Origin of the sequence: Rhizobium sp. SL42, assembly GCF_021729845.1 — a bacterium.
GTDB lineage: Bacteria > Pseudomonadota > Alphaproteobacteria > Rhizobiales > Rhizobiaceae > Allorhizobium.
Genome location: NZ_CP063397.1, coordinates 451,465 through 472,806, shown reverse-complemented (window position 1 = coordinate 472,806; position 21,342 = coordinate 451,465). Strand labels below are relative to the sequence as shown.

Here is a 21,342-nt window from a genome sequence, read left to right as displayed (position 1 = left end):
CGCCGGCATCGGCTCGCCGCGAAACGGATTCTTGACGATGGCTTCACTTGCAGCCCGTGGCGGCGGCTCACCAAGAGACCAGCGACCGCTGAAAAAGCGACTGGCGGATGCATCCGCGCCCTATCTCTACAGCGCACCGGCGCTGATCCTCATCGTCACCGTGATGCTGGTGCCGCTGATCCTGGGCATTTCCTATGCGTTCCGGGATATCCAGCTGCTCAAGCCGTTTTCCGGTGGCTTCATCGGCCTCGATCATTTTGCCACGCTGGCCAAGGACGAGAATTTCTATCGGGCGCTGAGAAACACGCTGTGGTGGACGGGCTGGTCGGTCGTTTTGCAATTCATCTTCGGCCTGACGCTGGCGCTTCTGCTCGACAAGCCGTTCTATGGCCGCGGTGTCGTCCAGGCGCTGGTCTTCCTGCCCTGGGCCGTGCCGAGCTTCCTCGCCGGCCTCAACTGGGCTTGGCTGTTCAATCCGCTGGTCGGCCCTCTGCCCCATTGGCTGTTTGCGCTCGGGCTGATGAGCGAGCCGGCCAATATCCTCGCCGACCCGCAGCTCTCGATGTGGGGCCCGATCATCGCCAATGTCTGGTGGGGCATTCCGTTCTTCGCCATCACGCTGCTGGCAGCGCTGCAGGCAATCCCGCGGGATCTCTACGAGGCAGCCAGCATTGACGGTGCCGGTCCGGTCCAGCGCTTCGTGTCGATCACCCTGCCATTTCTCGCGCCGACCATTGCCATCACGGTTCTCTTGCGCACGGTATGGATTTCCAATTTCGCCGACCTGATCATCGTCATGACCAATGGCGGGCCGGCCGATCGCAGCCAGATCGTCGCCAGCTACATCTTCACCCAGGCCTTCAAACGGCTGGATTTCGGTTACGCCTCGGCCATCGCACTGGTGCTGCTCGTGTTGCTGATCACCTATTCGATGCTGATCGTCGTGTTGCGGCAATGGCTGTTGAGCAAGGATTGAGACCATGACCGGCACACGTGTAGTCTCCATCCTCGCCCATCGACTGGCCATTCTCGGCTATGTGGTCTTTGCGCTCTTCCCGCTCTACTGGCTGCTCAAGGTCTCGGTCACACCCAACAAGCTGCTGTATTCCGAGGGTATCCGCATGTGGCCGTCGCGGACCACGTTCGAGCATTTCGAATTTGTCCTGCGCCACAGCGACTTTCCGATCTTCTTCAAGAACAGCCTGATCGTTTCGGGATCGACAGCGATCATCGTCACGGTGCTTGCCTCGCTTGCCGGCTATGCGATGTCGCGGTTCACCTTCCGGGGCAAATACTGGATCGTGACGTTGATGCTGCTGACCCAGATGTTCCCGCTGGTGATGCTGGTCGCGCCGATCTTCAAGATGCTGTCGCCGCTCGGCCTGACCAACAGCCTGACCGGTCTCGTCATCGTCTACACCGCGTTCAACGTGCCGTTTGCCACGTTCCTGATGCAGTCGTTTTTCGACGGCATTCCGAAGGACCTCGAGGAGGCGGCGATGATCGACGGCGCGACGCAGTTCGTGGCGTTTCGTGAGATCATCCTGCCGCTGACGCTGCCCGGCATCGCGGCGACTCTCGGCTTCGTCTTCACCGCGGCGTGGAGCGAGCTGCTGTTTTCGCTGATGCTGATTTCGGGCAATGCTGCGGCAACCTTCCCGGTCGGCCTCTTGTCCTTTGTCTCGAAATTCTCGGTCGATTTCGGACAGATGATGGCGGCGGGCGTCATGGCGCTGATACCCGCCTGCCTGTTCTTCCTGTTGATCCAACGTTATCTCGTGCAGGGCCTGACGGCCGGCGCCGTGAAAGGCTGATCCCATGGCATCCATCGATATTGCCGACGTCCGCAAGTCCTACGGCATCCACCCGGTGCTGCATGGCATCGACCTGGAGATCAAGGATGGTGAATTCGTCGTGCTGGTCGGCCCTTCCGGTTGCGGCAAGTCCACGCTCTTGCGAATGATCGCCGGGCTTGAGGGTGTCACCGATGGCGAAATCCGCATCGACGGCAAACGGGTCAACGATCTCGCGCCGAAAGATCGCGACATTGCCATGGTGTTCCAATCCTATGCGCTCTACCCGCATATGAGCGTGGCCAGCAACATGAGCTACAGCCTGCGACTGCGGAAGATCGCCAAGGAGAAGATCGCCTCCGTGGTTGCCAATGCCGCCGGCAAGCTCGGGCTCGATCCGCTGATGGCGCGGCGTCCGAAGGCGCTGTCCGGTGGCCAGCGGCAGCGTGTCGCCATGGGGCGCGCCATCGTGCGCGAACCGAAAGCCTTCCTGTTCGACGAACCGCTATCCAACCTCGATGCGCGTCTGCGCGAACAGATGCGTGCCGAGATCAAGAAGCTGCACAAGGATCTTGGTGCCACTTCGATCTACGTCACCCATGACCAGATCGAGGCGATGACGCTTGCCGACCGGATTGTCGCCATGCATGGCGGCGTGATCCAGCAGGTCGGCAGCCCGCTCGAGCTCTATGACCGTCCGGCCAACCTGTTCGTCGCCGGCTTCATCGGATCGCCGGGCATGAACTTTTTCGAGGGCCGCTACCGGACCAGCGGGGATGCCGCGGAATTCACCCTCGACGGCGGTGTCGTCCTGCCGCTCGGCGCCACGGCCAATCTTCCCGACGGTAGTGCTGCTACGCTCGGTATACGGCCGGAGCATGTCGTCCTCGGTGCGGAAGGGCCCGATTTGTTCAAGGCAAGGGTCGATCTCGTCGAGCCGACCGGCTTCGGCATCATCGTGCATCTCAAGCTCGGCCCGGTCGCCTTCAAGGCGTTTACACTCGACCGGCGCTTCCTCGGCATGCAGGGTGAGGTCTCGGTCGGACTGCCGGTTGCCAACCTGCATTTCTTCAACGAGGCCGGCGACAAGGTCTAACCTTGGAAGGCTCACTTCAGGCGGGTTTTCCGGCCTTGTAGAAGTCACGGTACCAGTCGACAAAACGACGGACGCCCTCATCGACGGAAACGGTCGGCCGATAGCCGAGCTCGCGGATGAGATCGCTAACATCGGCATAGGTGTCGAGCGCGTCGCCCGGCTGGCGCGGCAGCATTTGCCTGATTGCCGTCTGTCCCAACGCCCGTTCAAGGGCCTCGATATAGGCAATGAGGTTCACCGGTTCGCTGTTGCCGATGTTGTAGAGGCGGAAGGGTGCAAAGCTCGATGCGGGATCCTGCCGGCTTCCGTCCCAGTCGGGGTTGGCCTGTGCGATCGCGTCGCTGGCGCGGATCACGCCTTCGACGATGTCGTCGATATAGGTGAAATCGCGGGTGTGATTGCCGTTGTTGAAGACTGTGATCGGCTGGCCTTCGAGGATATTCCCGGTGAACTTGAACAGCGCCATATCCGGGCGACCCCACGGACCGTAGACGGTGAAGAAGCGCAGGCCAGTGGTCGGCATGGCGAAGAGATGTGAATAGCTGTGTGCCATCAATTCGTTGGCACGCTTGGTGGCGGCGTAGAACTGCAGCGGATGATCCGCCATGTCGTGCTCGCTGAACGGCATCTTCGTGTTCGCGCCATAGACGCTCGACGTGGAGGCATAGGTCAGGTGGGCGACCTGCGCATGCCGGCAGGCCTCCAGAATATTGGTGAAGCCGATCAGGTTGCTTTCGACATAGGAATGGGGGTTTTCCAGGCTGTAGCGAATGCCGGCCTGTGCCGCCAAATGGATGACCCGATCGAAGCTATGATCGGCAAAGCAGGTTTCCACGGCGGTGCGATCGGCAAGATTGGCGCGAATGAAGCTATAGCGGCCACCCTGCCTGCCTGCCGCTTCGTTGAGCAGCGCCAGTCGCGCCTCCTTCAAGGCAGGATCATAGTAGTCGTTGACGACATCGAAGCCGACCACCTCGTCGCCGCGTTCGATCAACCGCTTGGCGACGTGATAGCCGATGAAGCCCGCATTGCCGGTCACGAGGACTTTCATCGTGCCTGCTCCACGGCATGCAGTCGCGGCAGGGCGGGGGCGCGGCCGATGCTCAGATAGGTCCAGCCGTCATCGCGAAGCCTTTCGGGGGCAAAGAGATTGCGACCGTCGAAGATGGTCTTTGCCTGCATGCGCAAGGCCATTTCGCCAAAGTCAGGTGCGCGGAACTGCTGCCATTCCGTGCAAACGGCCAGCGCATCGGCGCCATCGAGGGCCGAATACTTGTCCTTCACCAGGACCATGTCGGGGCGCGACCCATACAGGCGTGCGGCTTCTTCGCCGGCAACCGGGTCGAAGGCCCTGATCCTGGCGCCGGCAGACCAGAGTGATTCCATCAATACGCGGCTGGATGCTTCGCGCATATCGTCGGTATTGGGCTTGAACGACAGGCCCCAGATAGCAACCGTCTTGCCCGCGAGGTTGCGTTCGCCGCCGAAGTGGCCGGCTATCTTGTCGAAAAGCCGATGTTTCTGGCGGTTGTTGACCGCCTCGACCGCCTCGATCAGATGGGCGTCATAGCCGACTTCCCGTGCCGTCCGGGCGAGGGCCTGCACGTCCTTCGGAAAGCAGCTACCGCCATAGCCGATGCCGGGATAGATGAAATGATAGCCGATGCGCGGATCGGCTCCGATGCCGCGGCGCACATGCTCAATGTCGGCGCCCAGCTTCTCGGCCAGATTGGCGATCTCGTTGATGAAGGAAATCTTCGTCGCCAGCATGGCATTGGCGGCATATTTGGTCAGCTCGGACGAGCGACGGTCCATGTAGATCGTGCGTTCATGATTGCGGTTGAACGGCTCGTAGAGCTCGGCCATCATGGTGCGGGCCTTTGCCGAATCCGTACCGACGATGATGCGGTCGGGCTTGAGGAAGTCCGAGACTGCGGCGCCCTCTTTCAGAAATTCAGGATTGGACACGACTTCAAACGCCGGTGCGTTGGTGCGTGCGCCCAGCACGGTTTTCAAGCGTTCCGCGACCTTGTCGCAGGTGCCGACAGGTACCGTCGATTTGACGACGACCAGCTTGAAACCCGCCATGGTCCGGCCGATGGTTTCGGCGACCGACAGCACATATTGCAGGTCTGCGGCCCCGGATTCATCCGGCGGCGTGCCGACGGCCACGAACTGCATGTCCGCATGCGCCACCGCCCTTGCCGCATCGGTGGTGAACAGCAGTGTGCCATCCTTGATGTTGCGCTCGACGATCGCCTGCAGGCCCGGTTCGTAGATCGGAATCTCGCCCTTGTTCAGCCGGTCGATCTTACCCTGATCGATGTCCATGCACATGACATTGTGGCCGACATCCGCGAGGCACGCACCCGTGACCAAACCGACATAGCCTGTTCCAAAGATCGTAACGTTCACTGATGGGTTCCTTGCCTTGGCTCAAAGCTCAATCAAAGCTGGATGCGGATGCTTGCCGGTCGTAGGCCATGTGCCCCGGGATGGCAAGATTCCAGCGCCCGGCATGGTAGATATCGGAGCGCCAACGGATCCGTCGGCGCACCGTCGTGAAAATGCGTCCTGATAGCGTGGCCAAACGACATCCTTATGAAATCCTTATATCGGGCCGCCGGATTCCCTATCGAGATTTAATGCGCATCGGCGCGATGGTGCGGCCTGAATTCAACAACAGGAGTCCGTCGTGACCGATCTTTTGTTCATTGTGCTCGGCCTTGGCAGCTTCGCTGCCCTGGCTGTGTATGCACGCCTTCTCGGTCGTTTGTGAGGTTTGCCATGTTTGAACCCCTCCTTGGCCTCACGGCCGCGATCTTCATCTCAGTCTATCTCGTTGTGACGCTGATCCGTCCCGAGCGATTCTAGACCTCACATCCGGAGCACATCATGTCTTCCAACGGTTGGCTGCAAATCGGCCTGCTGCTCATCCTCGCGCTCGTCACCATCAAGCCCCTCGGCCTCTATCTGGCAAGGGTGTTTGAGGGCGAGCGCACATTCCTGTCCCCCGTTCTGGCGCCCGTCGAACGCGGCATGCTCTGGGCCTCCGGCGTCGACCCGCGCCGGGAGCAGGGCTGGCTTGCCTATACGCTGGCCATGCTCGCCTTCAATGCCATGGGCTTCCTGGCGCTTTATGCGATCCTGCGCCTGCAGGCGTATCTGCCCTACAACCAGCAGGGTTTTGCCGGCATGGCGCCGGACCTGGCCTTCAACACGGCGATCAGTTTCGTCACCAACACCAACTGGCAGTCCTATGCCGGTGAAACGACCGTCAGCAATTTCTCGCAGATGGCCGGCCTTGCCGTGCAGAACTTCCTGTCGGCTGCCACCGGTATCGCGATTGCGCTGGCTGTCACCCGCGCATTTGCGCGCTCGGCCGGCAACACGCTCGGCAATTTCTGGGTCGATATGACCCGCGCCACGCTGTATGTCCTGCTGCCGCTGGCGATTGTTCTCGCCCTCGTCTTCATCTGGCTCGGTCTGCCGCAGACGATGGATGCATCGGTGACGGCGACCACGCTGGAAGGTGCACAGCAGGCTATCGGTCTCGGCCCTGTCGCCAGCCAGGAGGCAATCAAGCAGCTGGGCACCAATGGTGGCGGCTTCTTCAACGTCAACGCGGCCCATCCGTTCGAAAATCCGTCGGCGCTCAGCAACTATTTCAATATCCTGGCCATGCTGTCGATTTCCAGCGCGCTGATCTATGCCTTCGGCAAGATGGTCGGCGATGTGCGCCAGGGCTGGGCGTTGCTTGCCAGCGTCGCCATCCTGCTGGTTGCCGGCATCGTTGCCGTCTATGTGGCTGAGACCTATGGCAATCCTATCCATATGGCATTGGGGCTCGATCCTTCACTTGGCAACATGGAAGGCAAAGAGGTCCGCTTCGGACAGGCGATGAGTGCCGCCTATGTGGCGATCACCACCGGCATTTCGAATGGCGGCGTCAATGCCATGCATGGGTCGTTGACGGCACTCGGCGGCCTTGTGCCGATGTTCCTGATCCAGCTCGGCGAGATCCTGCCTGGCGGCGTCGGCTCGGGACTTTACGGCCTGATCATCTTTTGCGTGCTTACCGTCTTCGTCGCCGGCTTGATGGTCGGCCGCACGCCGGAATTCCTCGGCAAGAAGATCGAGGGCCGCGAGATGAAATATGCGATGCTGGCGGTGCTCGTGCTGCCGTTTGCCATTCTCGGCTTTTCGGCGATTGCAGCCGTGCTGCCGGTGGCGATCGCCTCGCTCGGCAATGCCGGCCCGCATGGCCTGTCCGAGATCCTCTATGCCTATACGTCTGCAGCCGGCAACAACGGCTCTGCTTTCGGCGGTCTCTCGGCAAACACGCCCTGGTACAACACGACGCTCGGCATCGCCATGGCGCTCGGCCGCTTCGCCTATGCCGTGCCGGTTCTTGCCATCGCCGGTTCGCTGGTCGGCAAGACCCGCGGCACGCCTTCGGCCGGTACCTTCCCGACCCACACCCCGCTTTTCGTCGGCCTGCTCGTCGCCATCATCCTGATCCTTGGCGGATTGCAATATTTCCCGGCGTTGGCGCTTGGTCCCATTGCCGAGCATGTCAGCATGCTCGCCGGCAAAACCTTTTGAAAGAGGCTGTCATCATGACACCGTCCCATTCTACTTCCGGCTCCAAGCCGAGCCAAAGACTGTTTGAGCCCAAGATCATCAAGGGTGCGCTCAAGGATGCCGTGCTCAAGCTCGATCCGCGCCAGATGATCCGCAATCCGGTGATGTTCGTCACCGAAATCGTCGCCGCGGTCGTGACGATCCTGTTCCTGCGGGATCTCACTTCCGGCATGCCGGCGGCTTTCTCGGGCCAGATCGCCGCGTGGCTGTGGTTCACCGTGCTGTTTGCCACATTCGCCGAAGCCGTTGCCGAAGGGCGCGGCAAGGCGCAGGCCGACAGCCTGCGCCGGACCAAGAGCGAACTTTCCGCCCGCAAGGTCACCGGCAATGGTCGCGACATCACCACCATCCCAGCTACATCGCTGAAGATCGGCGATGTGGTGGTGGTCGCCGCCGGCGAACTCATTCCCGGCGATGGCGAAGTGATCGAAGGTGTGGCCTCGGTCAACGAAAGCGCGATCACGGGTGAATCCGCGCCGGTCATCCGTGAAGCCGGTGGCGACCGTTCGGCGGTTACCGGCGGCACGCAGGTGCTGTCGGATGAAATCCGCATCCGGATCACCGTGGCACCCGGCTCTTCCTTCGTCGATCGCATGATCGCGCTGATCGAAGGCGCCGAAAGGCAGAAGACGCCGAACGAGATCGCCCTGTCGATCCTGTTGTCGGGCCTGACGCTGATCTTCGTGATCGCTGTCGTGACCCTGTTCGGGCTGGCCAGCTATTCCGGCGTTCTGCTGTCGGTCACGGTGCTGGCCGCGCTTCTCGTGACGCTCATCCCGACGACGATCGGTGGCCTGCTGTCGGCGATCGGCATTGCCGGCATGGACCGCCTGGTGCGGTTCAACGTTATCGCGACCTCCGGTCGAGCGGTCGAGGCCGCAGGCGACGTGGATACGCTGCTGCTCGACAAAACCGGGACGATCACCTTCGGCAACCGCATGGCAAGCGACTTCCTGGCCGTTCCGGGCGTGTCCCCGGAGGAGTTGGCCAAGGCTGCCCTCCTCGCCAGCCTGTCGGACGAGACGCCGGAAGGCCGCTCGATCGTGGCGCTTGCCACCGGCGAGTATGGCCAGGTCCAGCCGAAAACTGTTCCGGATGCCGTGATCGCCTTTAGTGCCGAGACGCGACTTTCGGGTGTCGACATGGGTGGCCAGCGTCTGCGCAAGGGCGCTGTCGATTCGGTGCTGAAATTTGCCGAACTTAATGAGGCATCCGCGCCGAAGGCCTTCAACGATGCCGTCGCCCGTATCGCGCAATCGGGTGGTACGCCGCTTGCCGTTGCCGATGGCACACATTTGCTGGGTGTCATTCACCTGAAGGATGTGATCAAGCCGGGGATCAAGGAGCGCTTCGCGGCGCTGCGTGCGATGGGTATTCGCACCGTCATGGTGACGGGCGACAATCCGGTGACGGCTGCGGCCATCGCCTCCGAGGCCGGCGTCGACGACTTCCTTGCCCAGGCGACGCCGGAAGACAAGCTTGCCTATATCCGCAGGGCGCAGGAAGGCGGCCGGTTGATCGCCATGTGCGGTGACGGCACCAATGATGCGCCGGCCCTGGCCCAGGCCGATGTCGGTGTCGCCATGCAGACCGGCACGCAGGCGGCCCGGGAGGCGGCGAACATGGTCGATCTCGACTCCAGCCCAACCAAGCTGATCGAGATCGTCGAGATCGGCAAGCAGTTGCTGATGACGCGCGGTTCGCTGACCACCTTCTCGATCGCCAATGACGTGGCCAAATATTTCGCCATCATCCCGGCTCTGTTCATCTCGGCCTATCCGGGGCTGGCGGCGCTCAACGTCATGGGGCTCGCCTCGCCGCAATCGGCGATCCTGTCCGCGGTCATCTTCAACGCGCTGATCATCGTCGCGCTGATCCCGCTGGCGCTGAAAGGCGTTGCCTATCGCCCGGTCGGTGCCGCCGCGCTTCTGCGGCGCAACCTCTTCGTCTACGGCCTTGGCGGCCTTGTCCTGCCGTTCATTGGCATCAAGGCTGTCGATATCGCCATCACCACGCTTCAATGGGTGTAACCATGCTGTCTTATCTTCGTCCCGCCATTTCCATGGTGGTCATCTTCACCGGTCTCTGCGGTCTTGCCTATCCCCTGGCGATGACAGGTGCCGCGCAGGCGCTGATGCCGGCCCAGGCCAATGGCAGCCTCGTTCGTCAAGGCGACACGGTCATCGGTTCGGCACTGATCGGCCAGGCATTCACCGCCGATCGTTATTTCTGGCCGCGTCCTTCGGCGACCGGCGGTTCCGCCTACAACGGCCTTGCCTCGAGCGGCACCAATCTCGCGCCGACGTCGCAGAAGCTCCGTGACCAGATGGCTGTCGCGGTCGAGGGCTGGCGGGCCGGCGGTGGTACGGGCGAGGTTCCGGCCGATGCGGTGACTTCGTCCGGCTCCGGTCTCGATCCCGACATTTCGCCGGACAACGCGATGAGCCAGATCGGGCGCGTTGCTCAGGCTCGCGGCATGCCGCTAGCGGATGTCGCATCGATCGTCGAAACCCAGGTTCAGCAGCCTCTGTTCGGACTTATCGGAGAGCCGAGGATCAATGTCCTTCAACTGAACATGGCGCTCGATTCAGGCGGGGCGCCAAGATAAGGTTGCTGCATGCCCGACGATTCCCGCGATAACCTGAACCGGCCCGATCCCGATGCCCTTCTCGGGCTTGCGAACCGTGCCGGGCGGGGCAAGCTCACCATCTTTCTCGGCGCCGCCCCCGGCGTCGGGAAAACCTTCGCAATGTTGTCGCGCGCCCGCATTCGCAAGAATGCGGGCGCCGATGTCGTTGTCGGTCTCGTGGAAACCCATGGTCGGGCCGAGACGGAGGCGCTGGTCGAAAACCTCGAGTTCCTGCCCCGCAAGCAGATCGACTACAAGGGACGCAAGGTCGACGCGTTCGACATCGATGCGGCGCTTGTCCGGCGCCCAGCGATCCTGATCGTCGACGAACTGGCGCACACGAACGCGCCGGAAAGCCGGCACCCCAAACGCTACCAGGATATCGAGGAACTGATCGCGGCCGGTATCGATGTCTGGACGGCGCTCAATATCCAGCATCTCGAAAGCCTGTCGGAAATCGTCGCCCAGATCACCGGCGTGCAGGTGCGCGAGACCGTTCCGGACCGGGTGCTGAAGCAGGCCGATGAAGTGATCCTGATCGATCTGGCGCCGGAGGAACTGATCAACCGGCTGAAAGAGGGAAAGGTCTATCTGCCCGACAATGCGCGGCGGGCGGCCGACAGCTTTTTTCGCCTCGGCAATCTGACCGCCCTGCGGGAGCTTGCGCTCAGGCGAACCGCCGACCGCGTCGACGACCAGATGGTCGATTTCCTCAAGCAGAATGCGATCGAGGGGCCGTGGCGGACGAGCGAAAGGCTTCTGGTCTGCGTCGGCCCGGACACGCTGTCCGAAAAGGTCGTGCGAACTGCGAGCAACCTCGCCTCCGGCATGAACGCCCACTGGATCGTCGTGTCGCTGGAGCAGTCGGACATGGTGGACGACGATCCATCGCGGCAGATGCGGATCGATGTGCTTTTCCGGTTGGCGGAGCGATTGGGTGGCGAGACGAGGCGCGTGCAGGGGCGCGATTTCGTCCAGGAAATCCTGCGGATCGCCAAGCGCGAGCATGTGACGCAGATCGTTCTCGGGGCGCCGCAACGGTCCTTGTGGCAGCGGCTGCTGCGAAAGTCGCTGACCGATGCGCTGCTGGAAGAGTTGTCCGGGATCAGCATTCATCTGATCACCACGGAAGACCAGCCGACCCATGACTGGTTCGCCCCGCTGAAGCGGAGATTGGCCGCCAATCGGCTGAAGGTCCGGCCAAAAGACGTGGTGACGGCGCTGGCCACTACAGCGGTTGCGACACTCGGCGGCCGGGCGATGGTCGAAATCGTGTCACTGCCGAACGTGTCGATGCTGTTCTTGCTGGCCGTGCTGGTTTCGGCCTTGCGTGGCGGTTATTTCGCAGCGGTTCTCGCCTCCGTGCTGTCGGCGGTCGCCTATAATTTCTTCTTCATTTCGCCGGTCGGCACGCTGACCATCGCCGCGCCGCACGAGGTGTTCGCGTTCATCATATTCATTGCCGCGGCGCTGATTGCCGGCGGTATCGCATCCCGGATCCGGGAGCAGGGGAAAATTGCGGCTCGCCGTGCGGCGCAGACCCAGATCCTCTACGACATTTCGTCGAAACTTGCCGGAACCGTGGACCAGGATGCCATCGTATGGACAGCCGTCAGTCAGCTCAACGGGACGATCCAGAGACCGGTTGCATTGCTGTCGCCGATCGACGGGGTCCTGTCATTGCGCTCATGCTGGCCACCTGATACCGAGCTTGGCGTGGCCGAGATGGCTGCTGCCAGGTTTGCCTATGAGAAGGGAGAGGCGGCGGGGGCCGGCACCGGAACGCTGCCCAATTCGACCCTGCAGTTTCGGCCGCTGCGCGGCCCGGTCGGGACGCTTGCCGTGTGCGGCTACGGCATGGACGGGCATGCGCTCGACCCTGTCGAGGAACGGGCGCTCGGGGCCATTCTCGACCAGGTCACCATCGCATTCGATCGTGCCATGCTGACGACGCGCAGCGTCGAGGACAAGGCCCGACTGGAACGGGAACGTTTCCAGTCGACGCTTCTGTCTTCAATCTCCCACGACCTGCGCACGCCGCTTGCGACGATTACCGGCGCGGTGACCAGTCTCAAGGAGTTCGGCGACCGCATGCCGGCGGAAAGCCGTCGCGACCTGCTGCTGTCGATCGAGGAGGAAGGCGAAAGACTGTCTCGTTTCGTCGGCAATCTTCTCGACATGACCCGTATCGAGGCCGGCGCGCTCGAGCCGGTTCGCGACTGGGTCGATCTCGGCGATGTCATTCTCGACAGCGTTGCCCGTGTGCGCCGGATCTGGCCGGATCTCGACATATCCACCAGCATTGCCCCCGACCTGCCGCTGATCCGGGCAGACAGCGTTCTGCTGGGCCAGGTGCTGTTCAACCTGCTCGACAATGCTTTCAAGCATGGCGGCGGCGAGCCGGTAACGCTCTATGCAAAATTCGACGCCCGATCGGTGTCATTGTCTATCACCGATCTTGGTCGTGGCATTGCGGAGAAGGATATCGACCGGATCTTCGAGAAGTTCTATCGTCGCGGCAAGAAGGCGGATGGCCGCAAGCCTGGGACCGGCCTTGGACTGGCGATTGCGAAGGGATTTGTCGAGGCGATGGGCGGAACGATCACGGTCGAGAGCCCGGCCGTCAAACGACGCGGCACGCGGTTCACGCTGCGCTTCCCGATCGAGGATGCACTCAAGGACAGGCGGGAACCATGAAGGGCCAGCGCATCGTCGTGGTCGACGACGAACCGCAGATCCTGCGTTTTCTGCGCCCGGCGCTGACAGCTGCCGGCTATGATGTGGTGGAGGCAGAGACGGGCAAGCAGGCGCTTGCGCTGGTGGCAACAGTCGCCCCGGACCTGTTGATCCTCGATCTGGGCCTGCCGGACATGGACGGCAAGGATGTGATTGCGCAGTTGCGCAGCTGGAACGCGATCCCGATCATCGTCCTGTCGGCCCGCGACCGCGAAACGGAAAAGATCGCGGCGCTTGATCTCGGTGCCGACGACTACCTGGAAAAGCCGTTCGGCATCGGCGAGCTCACGGCGCGCATTCGGGTCGCGCTGCGTCACAAGACACATTCCGAGCCTGCACCCTCGACCATCCGCAGCGGCGATCTCGTTATCGATGTCGAGCACCGGCTGGTGAGCAAGGGTGAGCGGACGGTTAAACTGACGCCGAAGGAATATGACCTGCTGTTGCTGCTGGCATCCCATGCCGGTCGCGTTTTGACACATGGCGCTTTGCTGAAACAGGTCTGGGGACCGGCGCATGAACATGATTTGCAGTATCTGCGCGTGTTCATTCGCCAGATCCGCGCGAAGATCGAAACAAACGAGGCAGAGCCGATCTTCATCCTGACCGAGCCGGGCGTCGGCTATCGTTTCGTGACCACCTGAAAGGTCAGTTCCTGGGCGGCTGATAGCCGAGGGCCTGGGACGCCGTCATGCCGGCTGTGGTGAGAAGGTCGATATAGTCGGGCTTGCGCGCTTCATCGAACCGGAACAGCGGAAAGGCAATCGACATTGCAGCAATCGACTTGCCCATGTAGTTGAAGATCGGTGCGGCCATGCAGCGTACGCCTGCCTCGCTTTCTTCCACTTCCTCCGAATAGCCGCGGTTGCGGGTCAATCGCAACTGCTCGAGCAGGGCATCGGGCTCGGTGATGGTGCGAGGGGCGAGTTTGACCATGTCCATCCTGCCGATCCGCTCGCGGATTTCGTCCTCGTCGCGCCAGGCGAGCAGCGCCTTGCCAAGCGAGGTACTGTGCAACGGGTTGCGCAGGCCAAGGGTCGATTTCATCGACAGGCTGAAGGCGGAATCGTATTTGTGGATGTAGACGACCTTCTGGTCCCGATCGTCGAGAATGCCGAGGTTGATCGATTCTCCGGTTGCCCTGGAGAGTTTGCCCATCACCGGATCGGCCACGCGCAGAAGGTCGGCCTGTTCGGTGAGCGAGCGTGCGCCAAGACTGAAAAGCTTGAGCGTGAGGCCGTATTTCTCGGTTTCGGGGTCCTGCTCGACATAGCCGAGTTCGACCATGGTCTGGAGCAGCCGGTGGGCGGTGGTCTTTGAGGTCATGGCCCGCTGAGCAAGATCGGCGAGGCTGACCCGCTTGTCTTCGACAAGTGCCTCGACCACCGCAAAGACCTTGAGGACGGCAGCAACGTTTTCGGTCTTGGTCTGGGAATCTAACATCTCTGCCGTTCTGTTTTTTTTGGAATTCCATTCTGGAATTTGCGCCTGGTTGTGTCAAGATGGGCGTGGCCGTGCAATCCCGTCTTTTGACCAATCTGATATTTCCAACTCTGCGCGCAAAAAACAGCGTTGAAAAGTGGGCAGGAGTGTGATTTCTTAAATTCCGGAATTATGTTCCGAAAAATTTTTCAGCCTGGGAGGAGTTGAAACATGCATTCGCTGCTGAAGCAGAAGGACCACTTTATTCAGCGCAGCGATGTGTGCGGGCTGATCGACCGGCTGACGGATAATCTCATCCATATCGAGGACAAGACCGGCGAGTTCCTGCTGCGTCTCGATGACGGGCGGGTCATCGACACCAAGGGTTGGGCCGGGTGGGAATGGACGCACGGCATCGCGCTTTATGGCCTTTTGAAATACTGGCAGCAGACCGGCAATGCCAAGGCGATGGAGATCATCACGGGCTGGTTCGAGGCGCGCCTTTCGGAAGGCACGCCGACCAAGAACATCAACACCGTCGCGCCGTTTCTCACGCTTGCGCATCTCTACGAACTGAAGCCGGATCCGCGTTGGCTGCCCTATCTGGAAACCTGGGCCGAATGGGTCATGTACGAGATGCCGCGCACCCGCGAAGGCGGGCTGCAGCACATCACCTATAACAGCGTCAACGACCAGCAGATGTGGGACGATACGCTGATGATGAGCGTGTTGCCGCTGGCGAAGATCGGGCTCATCCTCAATCGTCCGGAATTCGTCGAGGAAGCGAAGTACCAGTTTCTGGTCCATGCGCAGTATCTCTGCGATACCGAGACGGGCCTCTGGTTCCACGGCTGGACCTTCGACGGCAACCATAATTTTGCCAGGGCGCGCTGGGCGCGTGGCAACAGCTGGCTAACCATCGCCATTCCGGAATTCATCGAACTGCTCGACATGAAGGATGGCGATCCCGTTCGCCGGCATCTCGTTTCGCTGCTTGGGCGGCAGGCAGCCGCGCTGAAGGCATGCCAGGATCCTTCGGGCCTGTGGCACACGTTGCTCGACGATCCGCAAAGCTATCTGGAGGCATCCGCCACGGCCGGCTTCGCCTATGGCCTGATGAAAGGCGTGCGCAAGCGTTATCTCGGACCCGAATATCTGGAAACGGCGGAACGCGCGATGAAGGGCGTCGTCGACAATATCAGCCCGGAAGGCGAGTTGCAGCAGGTGTCCTTCGGCACGGCGATGGGCAGCGATCTTGATTTTTACCGGCAGATCAAGCGGACCTCGATGCCGTATGGGCAGGCGATGGCGATGCTCTGCCTGACGGAGCTTTTGCGCAGTCACATCTGAGAGATTGCGCTGGAGAACAGGAGGCATGGGTCCGGTCAGGAGGAGACGGATTGCATGGTGCGGGACATGGTGAGGCAAAAGGGGGCGTCAGGAGATGACGCTCGTGTTCCTTGGAGGAGGATGCAATGACCAAACTGACAAGACGAAGCATGCTGGGCGCGATGGGTGCGGCGGCTGCCGCATCGGCGTTTTCGGCCATTCCGGCATGGGCTGCCGACCGGTCGATCCGGCATTTCTGGTGGGGCAATCCGGAGCGTGACAAACGCACCTTTGCTGTGATCGACGTGTTCCAGAAGGCCAATCCCGCTATCGAGGTTTCCGGCGAGACGATCGGCTGGGGCGACTACTGGACCAAGATGGCAACCCAGACCGCCGGCCGCAACATGGCCGATCTGGTTCAGATGGATTACCGCTTCCTGTTCGAATATGTGCGCCGCGGCGCGCTATTGCCGCTCGACGAGCATATCGGCAAGACCCTGATGATCGCCGACTTTGACCAGGGACCGCTGGAAGGCGGCAAGGTTGACGGCAAGCTCTATGCATTGAACATCGGCTCCAACAGCCAGGTGATGGTGCACAATACGCGCGTCTTCCAGGAAGCCGGCATCGATGCCGACCTGATCAACTGGACGTGGGACGATTTCGCCAAGGCCTGTGAAACGATCACTGCCAAGACCAATGGCGCGGTCAAGGGATCGGACGACCTGTCGCTGATGATCGAGACGTTCGAGTCCTGGGTGCGCCAGAACGGCCGTGAATTCTATGATGCAGACGGCAAGGTGACCGCGACCGTCGATGACGTCGCCAGTTATTGGCAGTTCTGGGCGGATCTGCGCGAGAAGGGCGCCGTCCGTGACGCGGACAAGACGGTGATCCTCGATCCGCCGATCGCCGAATCCGGCATTGCCGTCGGCGATACCGCGATGTCGCATTTCTGGTCCAACCAGCTGGTCGGCATCCAGGCAGTCGCCAAGGACAAGATCGGCGCCGCCATGGTGCCGCACAAGGCGGGCGGCAAGCCGGGTCAGTTCATCAAGCCATCGATGTTCATGTCGCTCAGCCGCGATGCCAAGGATACGGACGCCGCGATCGCCTACATGAATGCCTGGGTCAACGATCCGGAAACCACCGCGATCCTCGGACTGGAACGCGGCATTCCCTGCTCGCCGAAGGTGCGTGCGGCGCTGGCGCCCAATCTGACCGAGGTCGAGAAGATGTCGGTCGATTACTTCGAGGCGATCCAGAGCAAGGTCGGGCCGCTGCCACTGCCGGCTCCCAAGGGTGCCGGCGAAGTGCGCGACGCCTTCATGCGCGTCGGCACCGATGTGGTGCTTGGCAATGCGCAGGCGGCCGATGCAGCCACCGCGTTTATCGAAGAGGCGCAGTCGATCGTCGAGCGCGCCCAGTAAGACGTCCCGTGCCAATGGTTCCGGGCGGCTTATACCGCCCGGGCCGACCACCGAGAACAAGGTCGTTTCCATGAGACGTTTCTTCGCCCGCAATGCGCCGGCCTATGTGTTTCTGCTGCCCTGGCTGATCGGGTTCTTCCTGCTCGCGCTCGGACCGATCCTGGCGTCGCTCTATCTGTCGTTCACCCGCTACGACATGGTCAACGTTCCGGAATGGGTCGGTCTCGACAATTACGTCTACATGTTCACCCGCGACCGGCGGTTCTGGAAGGCGCTCGACGTGACCTTCACCTATGTCGCGCTGGCCGTGCCCGCCCGCCTGATCATGGCGCTCGGCGTTGCCATGCTGCTCGACAAGGGTCTGCGCACGATCGGGCTTTACCGCGCGATCTTTTACCTGCCCTCGCTGCTGGGCGCGTCGATCGCGATCGCCATCCTGTGGCGTCAGTTGTTTGCCGCGGACGGCGTGGTCAACCAGATCCTGGCTACCTTCGGTATTCAGGGCGCATCCTGGATCACCAATCCGAATACCTCGCTTTATACGCTGGTGATTTTGGCGATGTGGCAGTTCGGCTCGCCGATGCTGATCTTCCTCGCGGGTCTCAGGGGGATCCCGCGCGACCTTTACGAGGCGGCGGAAATCGACGGGACGCCGCGTTGGCGCCAGTTTACCCGGATCACACTGCCGCTGCTCGCCCCGGTGATCTTCTTCAATCTGGTGCTGCAGACCATCGACGCCTTCAAGACGTTTTCCAGCGCCTTCATCATCTCGAACGGAACCGGCGCGCCGGCCGATAGCCTTCTGTTCTACACGGTCTACCTGTTCAACGAGGCGTTCAAGTTCTTCCGCATGGGCTACGCCTCAGCGCTGGCCTGGGTGCTGCTGATCATCATCGCGGTTTTCACGGCGGTGGCCTTCTTCACCTCGAAATATTGGGTGCATTATGAAAACGAGCGCGACTGATCTCGACCTCGCGATCCAGGTGGACGAGGCGGCAAGGGTTGCCCACGCGGTGAAGCTGCGGCGTGACCGGCGCGAGCGCAATGGCCGCATCCTGAAGCATGTCTTCCTGATCGGCGTGTCCTGCGTGATGCTCTATCCGCTCTTCTGGCTGCTCGCCTCGTCGTTCAAGCCGGAAAACGAGATCTTCGGCAGTCTGACGCTCTGGCCGTCGGAATTCCGCTTCGACAACTATACCGCGGGTTGGAACGCCCTGCCGAAGTCGTTCACGGTGTTCTACATGAATTCGGCGATTGTCACCGGCCTTTCGGTGATCGGCAACCTGGTGTCCTGTTCGTTTGCGGCTTACGCTTTTGCCCGGCTGCAGTTTACCGGGCGCAGCTTCTTCTTCGCCCTGATGATGATGACCTTGATGATCCCGTATCATGTCGTCCTCATCCCGCAATATGTGCAGTTCCTCAAGCTTGGCTGGGTCGATACCTATCTGCCGCTGGTCGTGCCGCGCTTCCTCGCTTCGGACGCCTTCTTCATCTTCCTGATGGTGCAGTTCTTCCGCCAGTTGCCGCGCGAACTCGACGAAGCGGCGATGATCGACGGTTGTTCGCCCTTCAAGATCTACTGGGCGATCATCCTGCCGCTGTCGCTGCCGGCAATGGGTACGGCGGCGATCTTCTCGCTGATCTGGGTGTGGGAGGATTTTCTCGCGCCGCTCATCTATCTCAATGACATCAAGAGCTACACGGTGCCGCTGGCGCTTCGCCTCTTCCTCGATCAGGAAGGCAAGTCCGCCTATGGCCAGATGTTCGCGATGTCGGTGCTTTCGCTGGTTCCGGTCGTGATCTTCTTCGTCCTGTTCCAGAAAATGATCGTTCGTGGCATCGCCACCTCCGGAATGAAGTAGGGAACAGACGCATGGCAGGATTGACGCTTCGAAACGTCGGAAAGCGCTATGGAGCGCTCTCCATCATCCAGGGGCTCAACCTGGATATCCACGACGGCGAGTTCCTTGTGCTCGTCGGGCCCTCCGGCTGCGGCAAGTCGACATTACTGCGCATGATCGCCGGTCTCGAGGAGATCTCCGAGGGAACTGTGTCGATCGGAAGCAAGGTGGTCAACGACCTGCCGGCTTCCAAGCGCGAGCTGTCGATGGTGTTCCAGTCCTATGCGCTCTATCCGCATATGAGCGTGCGAAAGAACCTCGCCTTCGGTCTGCAGAATTTCAAGATGGCGCGGAACGAGGTCGAGCGTCGGGTGGCGGAGGCGGCCCGTATCCTGCAGATCGAACATCTGTTGGAGCGCAAGCCACGCCAGCTGTCCGGCGGGCAGAAGCAACGCGTGGCGATCGGGCGGGCCATCGTGCGCGAGCCGCAGCTCTTCCTGTTCGATGAGCCGCTGTCCAACCTCGATGCCGAACTGCGCGTCCAGATGCGGGCCGAACTTGCCTCGCTCTATGCAAGGCTCGGCACGACGATGATCTATGTGACGCATGACCAGGTGGAGGCGATGACCATGGCGACCCGGATCGTCGTGCTCCGGGGCGGCAAGATCGAACAGGTCGGCACGCCGCAGGAACTCTATACAAGGCCGCAGAACCTTTTCGTCGCCGGTTTCATCGGGTCGCCGAAGATCAACATGCTGCAGGCCACCATGTCGCACAGCAATGGCATTGCAACGGCGAGCGTTGCCGGGATGCCGGCGTTCGCAATCCCCAATCTTGCGACGTCGGATCCGGCGCTGACGCTCTGCGTGCGCCCGGCATCGCTGCAGATCGGCCGCGGTGAGGTGACCGCGGAAGGCACGATCAAGCTGGTCGAATATCTCGGCAGCGAAACATTGCTGCATATCGCCCTGTCCTCCGGCCAGACGCTGCTGGTCAGCGACAACGGCCGCACGGCCTATCGCATGGGCGATCCGGTGACGATCGGCTTCAATCTTTCCGACCTCCATTATTTCGACGGCAACGGCCAGCGCATCGAAGCCATCCAGAACGAGAGCCAGACCCAGTGAAGATCGCGATTGTAGGATGCGGTTCGCGGCACAAGATGTTTCGCGATTCCGTCGTTGAGGACTATGCGGACAAGCACGAGATCGTTGCCGTCTGCGACAGCAATTCGCACCGCCTGAACGAAGCGGCGAAGGCGGCCTCGAAACCCGGTACGAACGGCGTGGCGACCTACCTGTCCGGTGATTTCGACCGGCTGCTCACCGAGCAGAGGCCGGACACGGTCGTCGTGGCCACACCTGATTTCCTGCACGCGGACTATATCGTGCGGGCATTCGAGGCCGGTTGCGACGTGATCTGCGAAAAGCCGCTGACGATAGATCTTACCCGGCTAAAGATGATCGTCGACGCGCAGAAGCGCACCGGGCGCCAGGTCAAGGTCACCTTCAACTATCGCTATTCGCCGGCGCGCACGCAGATCAAGGAACTGATCGCGTCGGGGGCGATCGGAACCGTGACGGCGGTCGATTTTCGCTGGCATCTCGACCGGGTGCATGGCGCGGACTATTTCCGCCGCTGGCACCGGCAGAAGGAGAATTCCGGCGGGCTTCTGGTGCACAAGTCGACCCATCATTTCGACCTGCTCAACTGGTGGCTGGGCACGGTGCCGATCGAGGTTCTGGCGTCCGGCCGCCGTGCCTTCTACCGGCCGGAGACAGCCGTCGATCTCGGGCTTTCGGGCCGCGGGCCGCGTTGCCATCTCTGTCCGGTGGCGGACAAATGCGATTTCGAACTCGATCTGGCGGCGGATCCGAGCCTGAAAGAACTCTATCTGGATGCCGAGGGTGAGGACGGCTACTTCCGCGATCTTTGCGTCTTCGACGAGGAGATCGGGATCGAGGACACGATGCAGGCCCATATCCGCTACGCCTCGGGCGTGACTGCAAACTATACACTTACGGCCTATTCGCCGTGGGAGGGACTGGAGATCAAGTTCCAGGGCACCAAGGGCGATATCACCCATCGCCATGTCGAAGTGCACGGCGTGTTCGGCGGAGAGCGGGCGCATGCCGACGAGGATGCGATCACGACGGAATTGCATCTGGCAGGAGAAGCGCCGCGGCTGGTCGAGGTACCCAAGGCCAAGGGCCATCATGGCGGCGCCGACCCGGTCATGCTCGGCTATATCTTCGATCCGGACGGCATGGAGCCGGATCGCTTTGATCGCGCTTCCGACCATATCGGCGGCGCCTGGTCGATCCTGACCGGCATTGCGGCCAATGCGTCGATCGAGACCGGTTCGGTTGTCAACATTCAATCGATGCTACGGGCCCGTGGCATCAAACTGGAGCGGTAGAAC

General features: G+C 61.5%; 18 protein-coding genes. 15 read left to right on the top strand and 3 right to left on the bottom strand.

Annotation, left to right across the window (positions count from 1 at the left end; translation table 11 throughout):
- Window positions 1-37: 37 nt before the first annotated feature.
- Genes IM739_RS02075 through IM739_RS02065 form a run of 3 tightly spaced genes read left to right on the top strand, consistent with a single transcriptional unit; the run spans window position 38 to window position 2,889 of the window.
- The gene (locus IM739_RS02075; RefSeq protein WP_237369613.1) at window positions 38-976 is read left to right on the top strand and encodes a carbohydrate ABC transporter permease; all 939 of its coding nucleotides are present in this window, start codon (window positions 38-40) and stop codon (window positions 974-976) included.
- Between the two features lie 4 nt (window positions 977-980).
- Window positions 981-1,814 carry a carbohydrate ABC transporter permease gene (locus IM739_RS02070; RefSeq protein WP_237369612.1) on the top strand — a complete coding sequence of 278 codons (834 nt, stop codon included), beginning with the start codon at window positions 981-983 and terminating at the stop codon, window positions 1,812-1,814.
- Between the two features lie 4 nt (window positions 1,815-1,818).
- Complete coding sequence (locus IM739_RS02065; RefSeq protein WP_237369611.1) at window positions 1,819-2,889, top strand: ABC transporter ATP-binding protein; 1,071 nt, start codon at window positions 1,819-1,821, stop codon at window positions 2,887-2,889.
- A 16-nt stretch (window positions 2,890-2,905) separates the two neighbouring features.
- Here IM739_RS02065 and IM739_RS02060 read toward each other — a convergent pair whose 3' ends face one another.
- Both IM739_RS02060 and IM739_RS02055 read right to left on the bottom strand, forming a co-directional pair.
- Complete coding sequence (locus IM739_RS02060; RefSeq protein ID WP_237369610.1) at window positions 2,906-3,940, bottom strand: NAD-dependent epimerase; 1,035 nt, start codon at window positions 3,938-3,940, stop codon at window positions 2,906-2,908.
- Window positions 3,937-5,304 (bottom strand): UDP-glucose dehydrogenase family protein, encoded by a 1,368-nt coding sequence (locus IM739_RS02055; RefSeq protein WP_237369609.1) that lies wholly within the window; start codon window positions 5,302-5,304, stop codon window positions 3,937-3,939. The genes IM739_RS02060 and IM739_RS02055 overlap by 4 nt, the downstream gene beginning before the upstream one ends.
- Before the next feature lie 372 nt (window positions 5,305-5,676).
- Between IM739_RS02055 and IM739_RS24115 the strand changes: the two genes are divergently transcribed.
- From IM739_RS24115 to IM739_RS02030, 6 genes are read left to right on the top strand one after another with little or no spacing between them, the layout of a single operon-like run.
- Window positions 5,677-5,763: a potassium-transporting ATPase subunit F gene (locus IM739_RS24115; RefSeq protein ID WP_442981115.1), complete on the top strand. Its 87-nt coding sequence runs from the start codon at window positions 5,677-5,679 to the stop codon at window positions 5,761-5,763.
- Between the two features lie 21 nt (window positions 5,764-5,784).
- The gene (gene kdpA, locus IM739_RS02050; protein ID WP_237369608.1) at window positions 5,785-7,494 is read left to right on the top strand and encodes a potassium-transporting ATPase subunit KdpA; all 1,710 of its coding nucleotides are present in this window, start codon (window positions 5,785-5,787) and stop codon (window positions 7,492-7,494) included.
- A 14-nt stretch (window positions 7,495-7,508) separates the two neighbouring features.
- The gene (gene kdpB / locus IM739_RS02045) at window positions 7,509-9,563 is read left to right on the top strand and encodes a potassium-transporting ATPase subunit KdpB (RefSeq protein ID WP_237369607.1); all 2,055 of its coding nucleotides are present in this window, start codon (window positions 7,509-7,511) and stop codon (window positions 9,561-9,563) included.
- A 2-nt stretch (window positions 9,564-9,565) separates the two neighbouring features.
- The gene (gene kdpC / locus IM739_RS02040; protein WP_237369606.1) at window positions 9,566-10,141 is read left to right on the top strand and encodes a potassium-transporting ATPase subunit KdpC; all 576 of its coding nucleotides are present in this window, start codon (window positions 9,566-9,568) and stop codon (window positions 10,139-10,141) included.
- Window positions 10,142-10,150: 9 nt separating this feature from the next.
- The gene (locus tag IM739_RS02035; RefSeq protein WP_237369605.1) at window positions 10,151-12,859 is read left to right on the top strand and encodes a sensor histidine kinase; all 2,709 of its coding nucleotides are present in this window, start codon (window positions 10,151-10,153) and stop codon (window positions 12,857-12,859) included.
- On the top strand, window positions 12,856-13,542 hold the full coding sequence (locus tag IM739_RS02030; RefSeq protein WP_237369604.1) for a response regulator: 687 nt from the start codon (window positions 12,856-12,858) through the stop codon (window positions 13,540-13,542). The genes IM739_RS02035 and IM739_RS02030 overlap by 4 nt, the downstream gene beginning before the upstream one ends.
- A 4-nt stretch (window positions 13,543-13,546) precedes the next feature.
- On the opposite strand, the gene kdgR is transcribed toward IM739_RS02030, so the two are convergent.
- Window positions 13,547-14,341 (bottom strand): DNA-binding transcriptional regulator KdgR, encoded by a 795-nt coding sequence (gene kdgR / locus IM739_RS02025; protein ID WP_237369603.1) that lies wholly within the window; start codon window positions 14,339-14,341, stop codon window positions 13,547-13,549.
- A 210-nt stretch (window positions 14,342-14,551) separates the two neighbouring features.
- Here kdgR and bglB point away from each other — a divergent pair, with 210 nt between their 5' ends.
- The 6 genes from bglB (at window position 14,552) to IM739_RS01995 (ending at window position 21,339) form a co-directional block, all read left to right on the top strand.
- Window positions 14,552-15,670, top strand: a complete 1,119-nt coding sequence (gene bglB / locus IM739_RS02020; RefSeq protein ID WP_237369602.1) for a beta-galactosidase BglB — start codon at window positions 14,552-14,554, stop codon at window positions 15,668-15,670.
- A gap of 125 nt (window positions 15,671-15,795) precedes the next feature.
- Window positions 15,796-17,079 carry an ABC transporter substrate-binding protein gene (locus tag IM739_RS02015; protein ID WP_237369601.1) on the top strand — a complete coding sequence of 428 codons (1,284 nt, stop codon included), beginning with the start codon at window positions 15,796-15,798 and terminating at the stop codon, window positions 17,077-17,079.
- A gap of 70 nt (window positions 17,080-17,149) precedes the next feature.
- Window positions 17,150-18,043 carry a carbohydrate ABC transporter permease gene (locus IM739_RS02010; RefSeq protein WP_237369600.1) on the top strand — a complete coding sequence of 298 codons (894 nt, stop codon included), beginning with the start codon at window positions 17,150-17,152 and terminating at the stop codon, window positions 18,041-18,043.
- Window positions 18,024-18,941 (top strand): carbohydrate ABC transporter permease, encoded by a 918-nt coding sequence (locus IM739_RS02005; protein WP_237369599.1) that lies wholly within the window; start codon window positions 18,024-18,026, stop codon window positions 18,939-18,941. Before IM739_RS02010 ends, IM739_RS02005 begins: the two co-directional genes overlap by 20 nt.
- A gap of 11 nt (window positions 18,942-18,952) precedes the next feature.
- Window positions 18,953-20,047: an ABC transporter ATP-binding protein gene (locus IM739_RS02000; RefSeq protein ID WP_237369598.1), complete on the top strand. Its 1,095-nt coding sequence runs from the start codon at window positions 18,953-18,955 to the stop codon at window positions 20,045-20,047.
- A gap of 35 nt (window positions 20,048-20,082) precedes the next feature.
- Window positions 20,083-21,339: a Gfo/Idh/MocA family protein gene (locus IM739_RS01995; protein ID WP_237369597.1), complete on the top strand. Its 1,257-nt coding sequence runs from the start codon at window positions 20,083-20,085 to the stop codon at window positions 21,337-21,339.
- Window positions 21,340-21,342 lie beyond the last annotated feature (3 nt).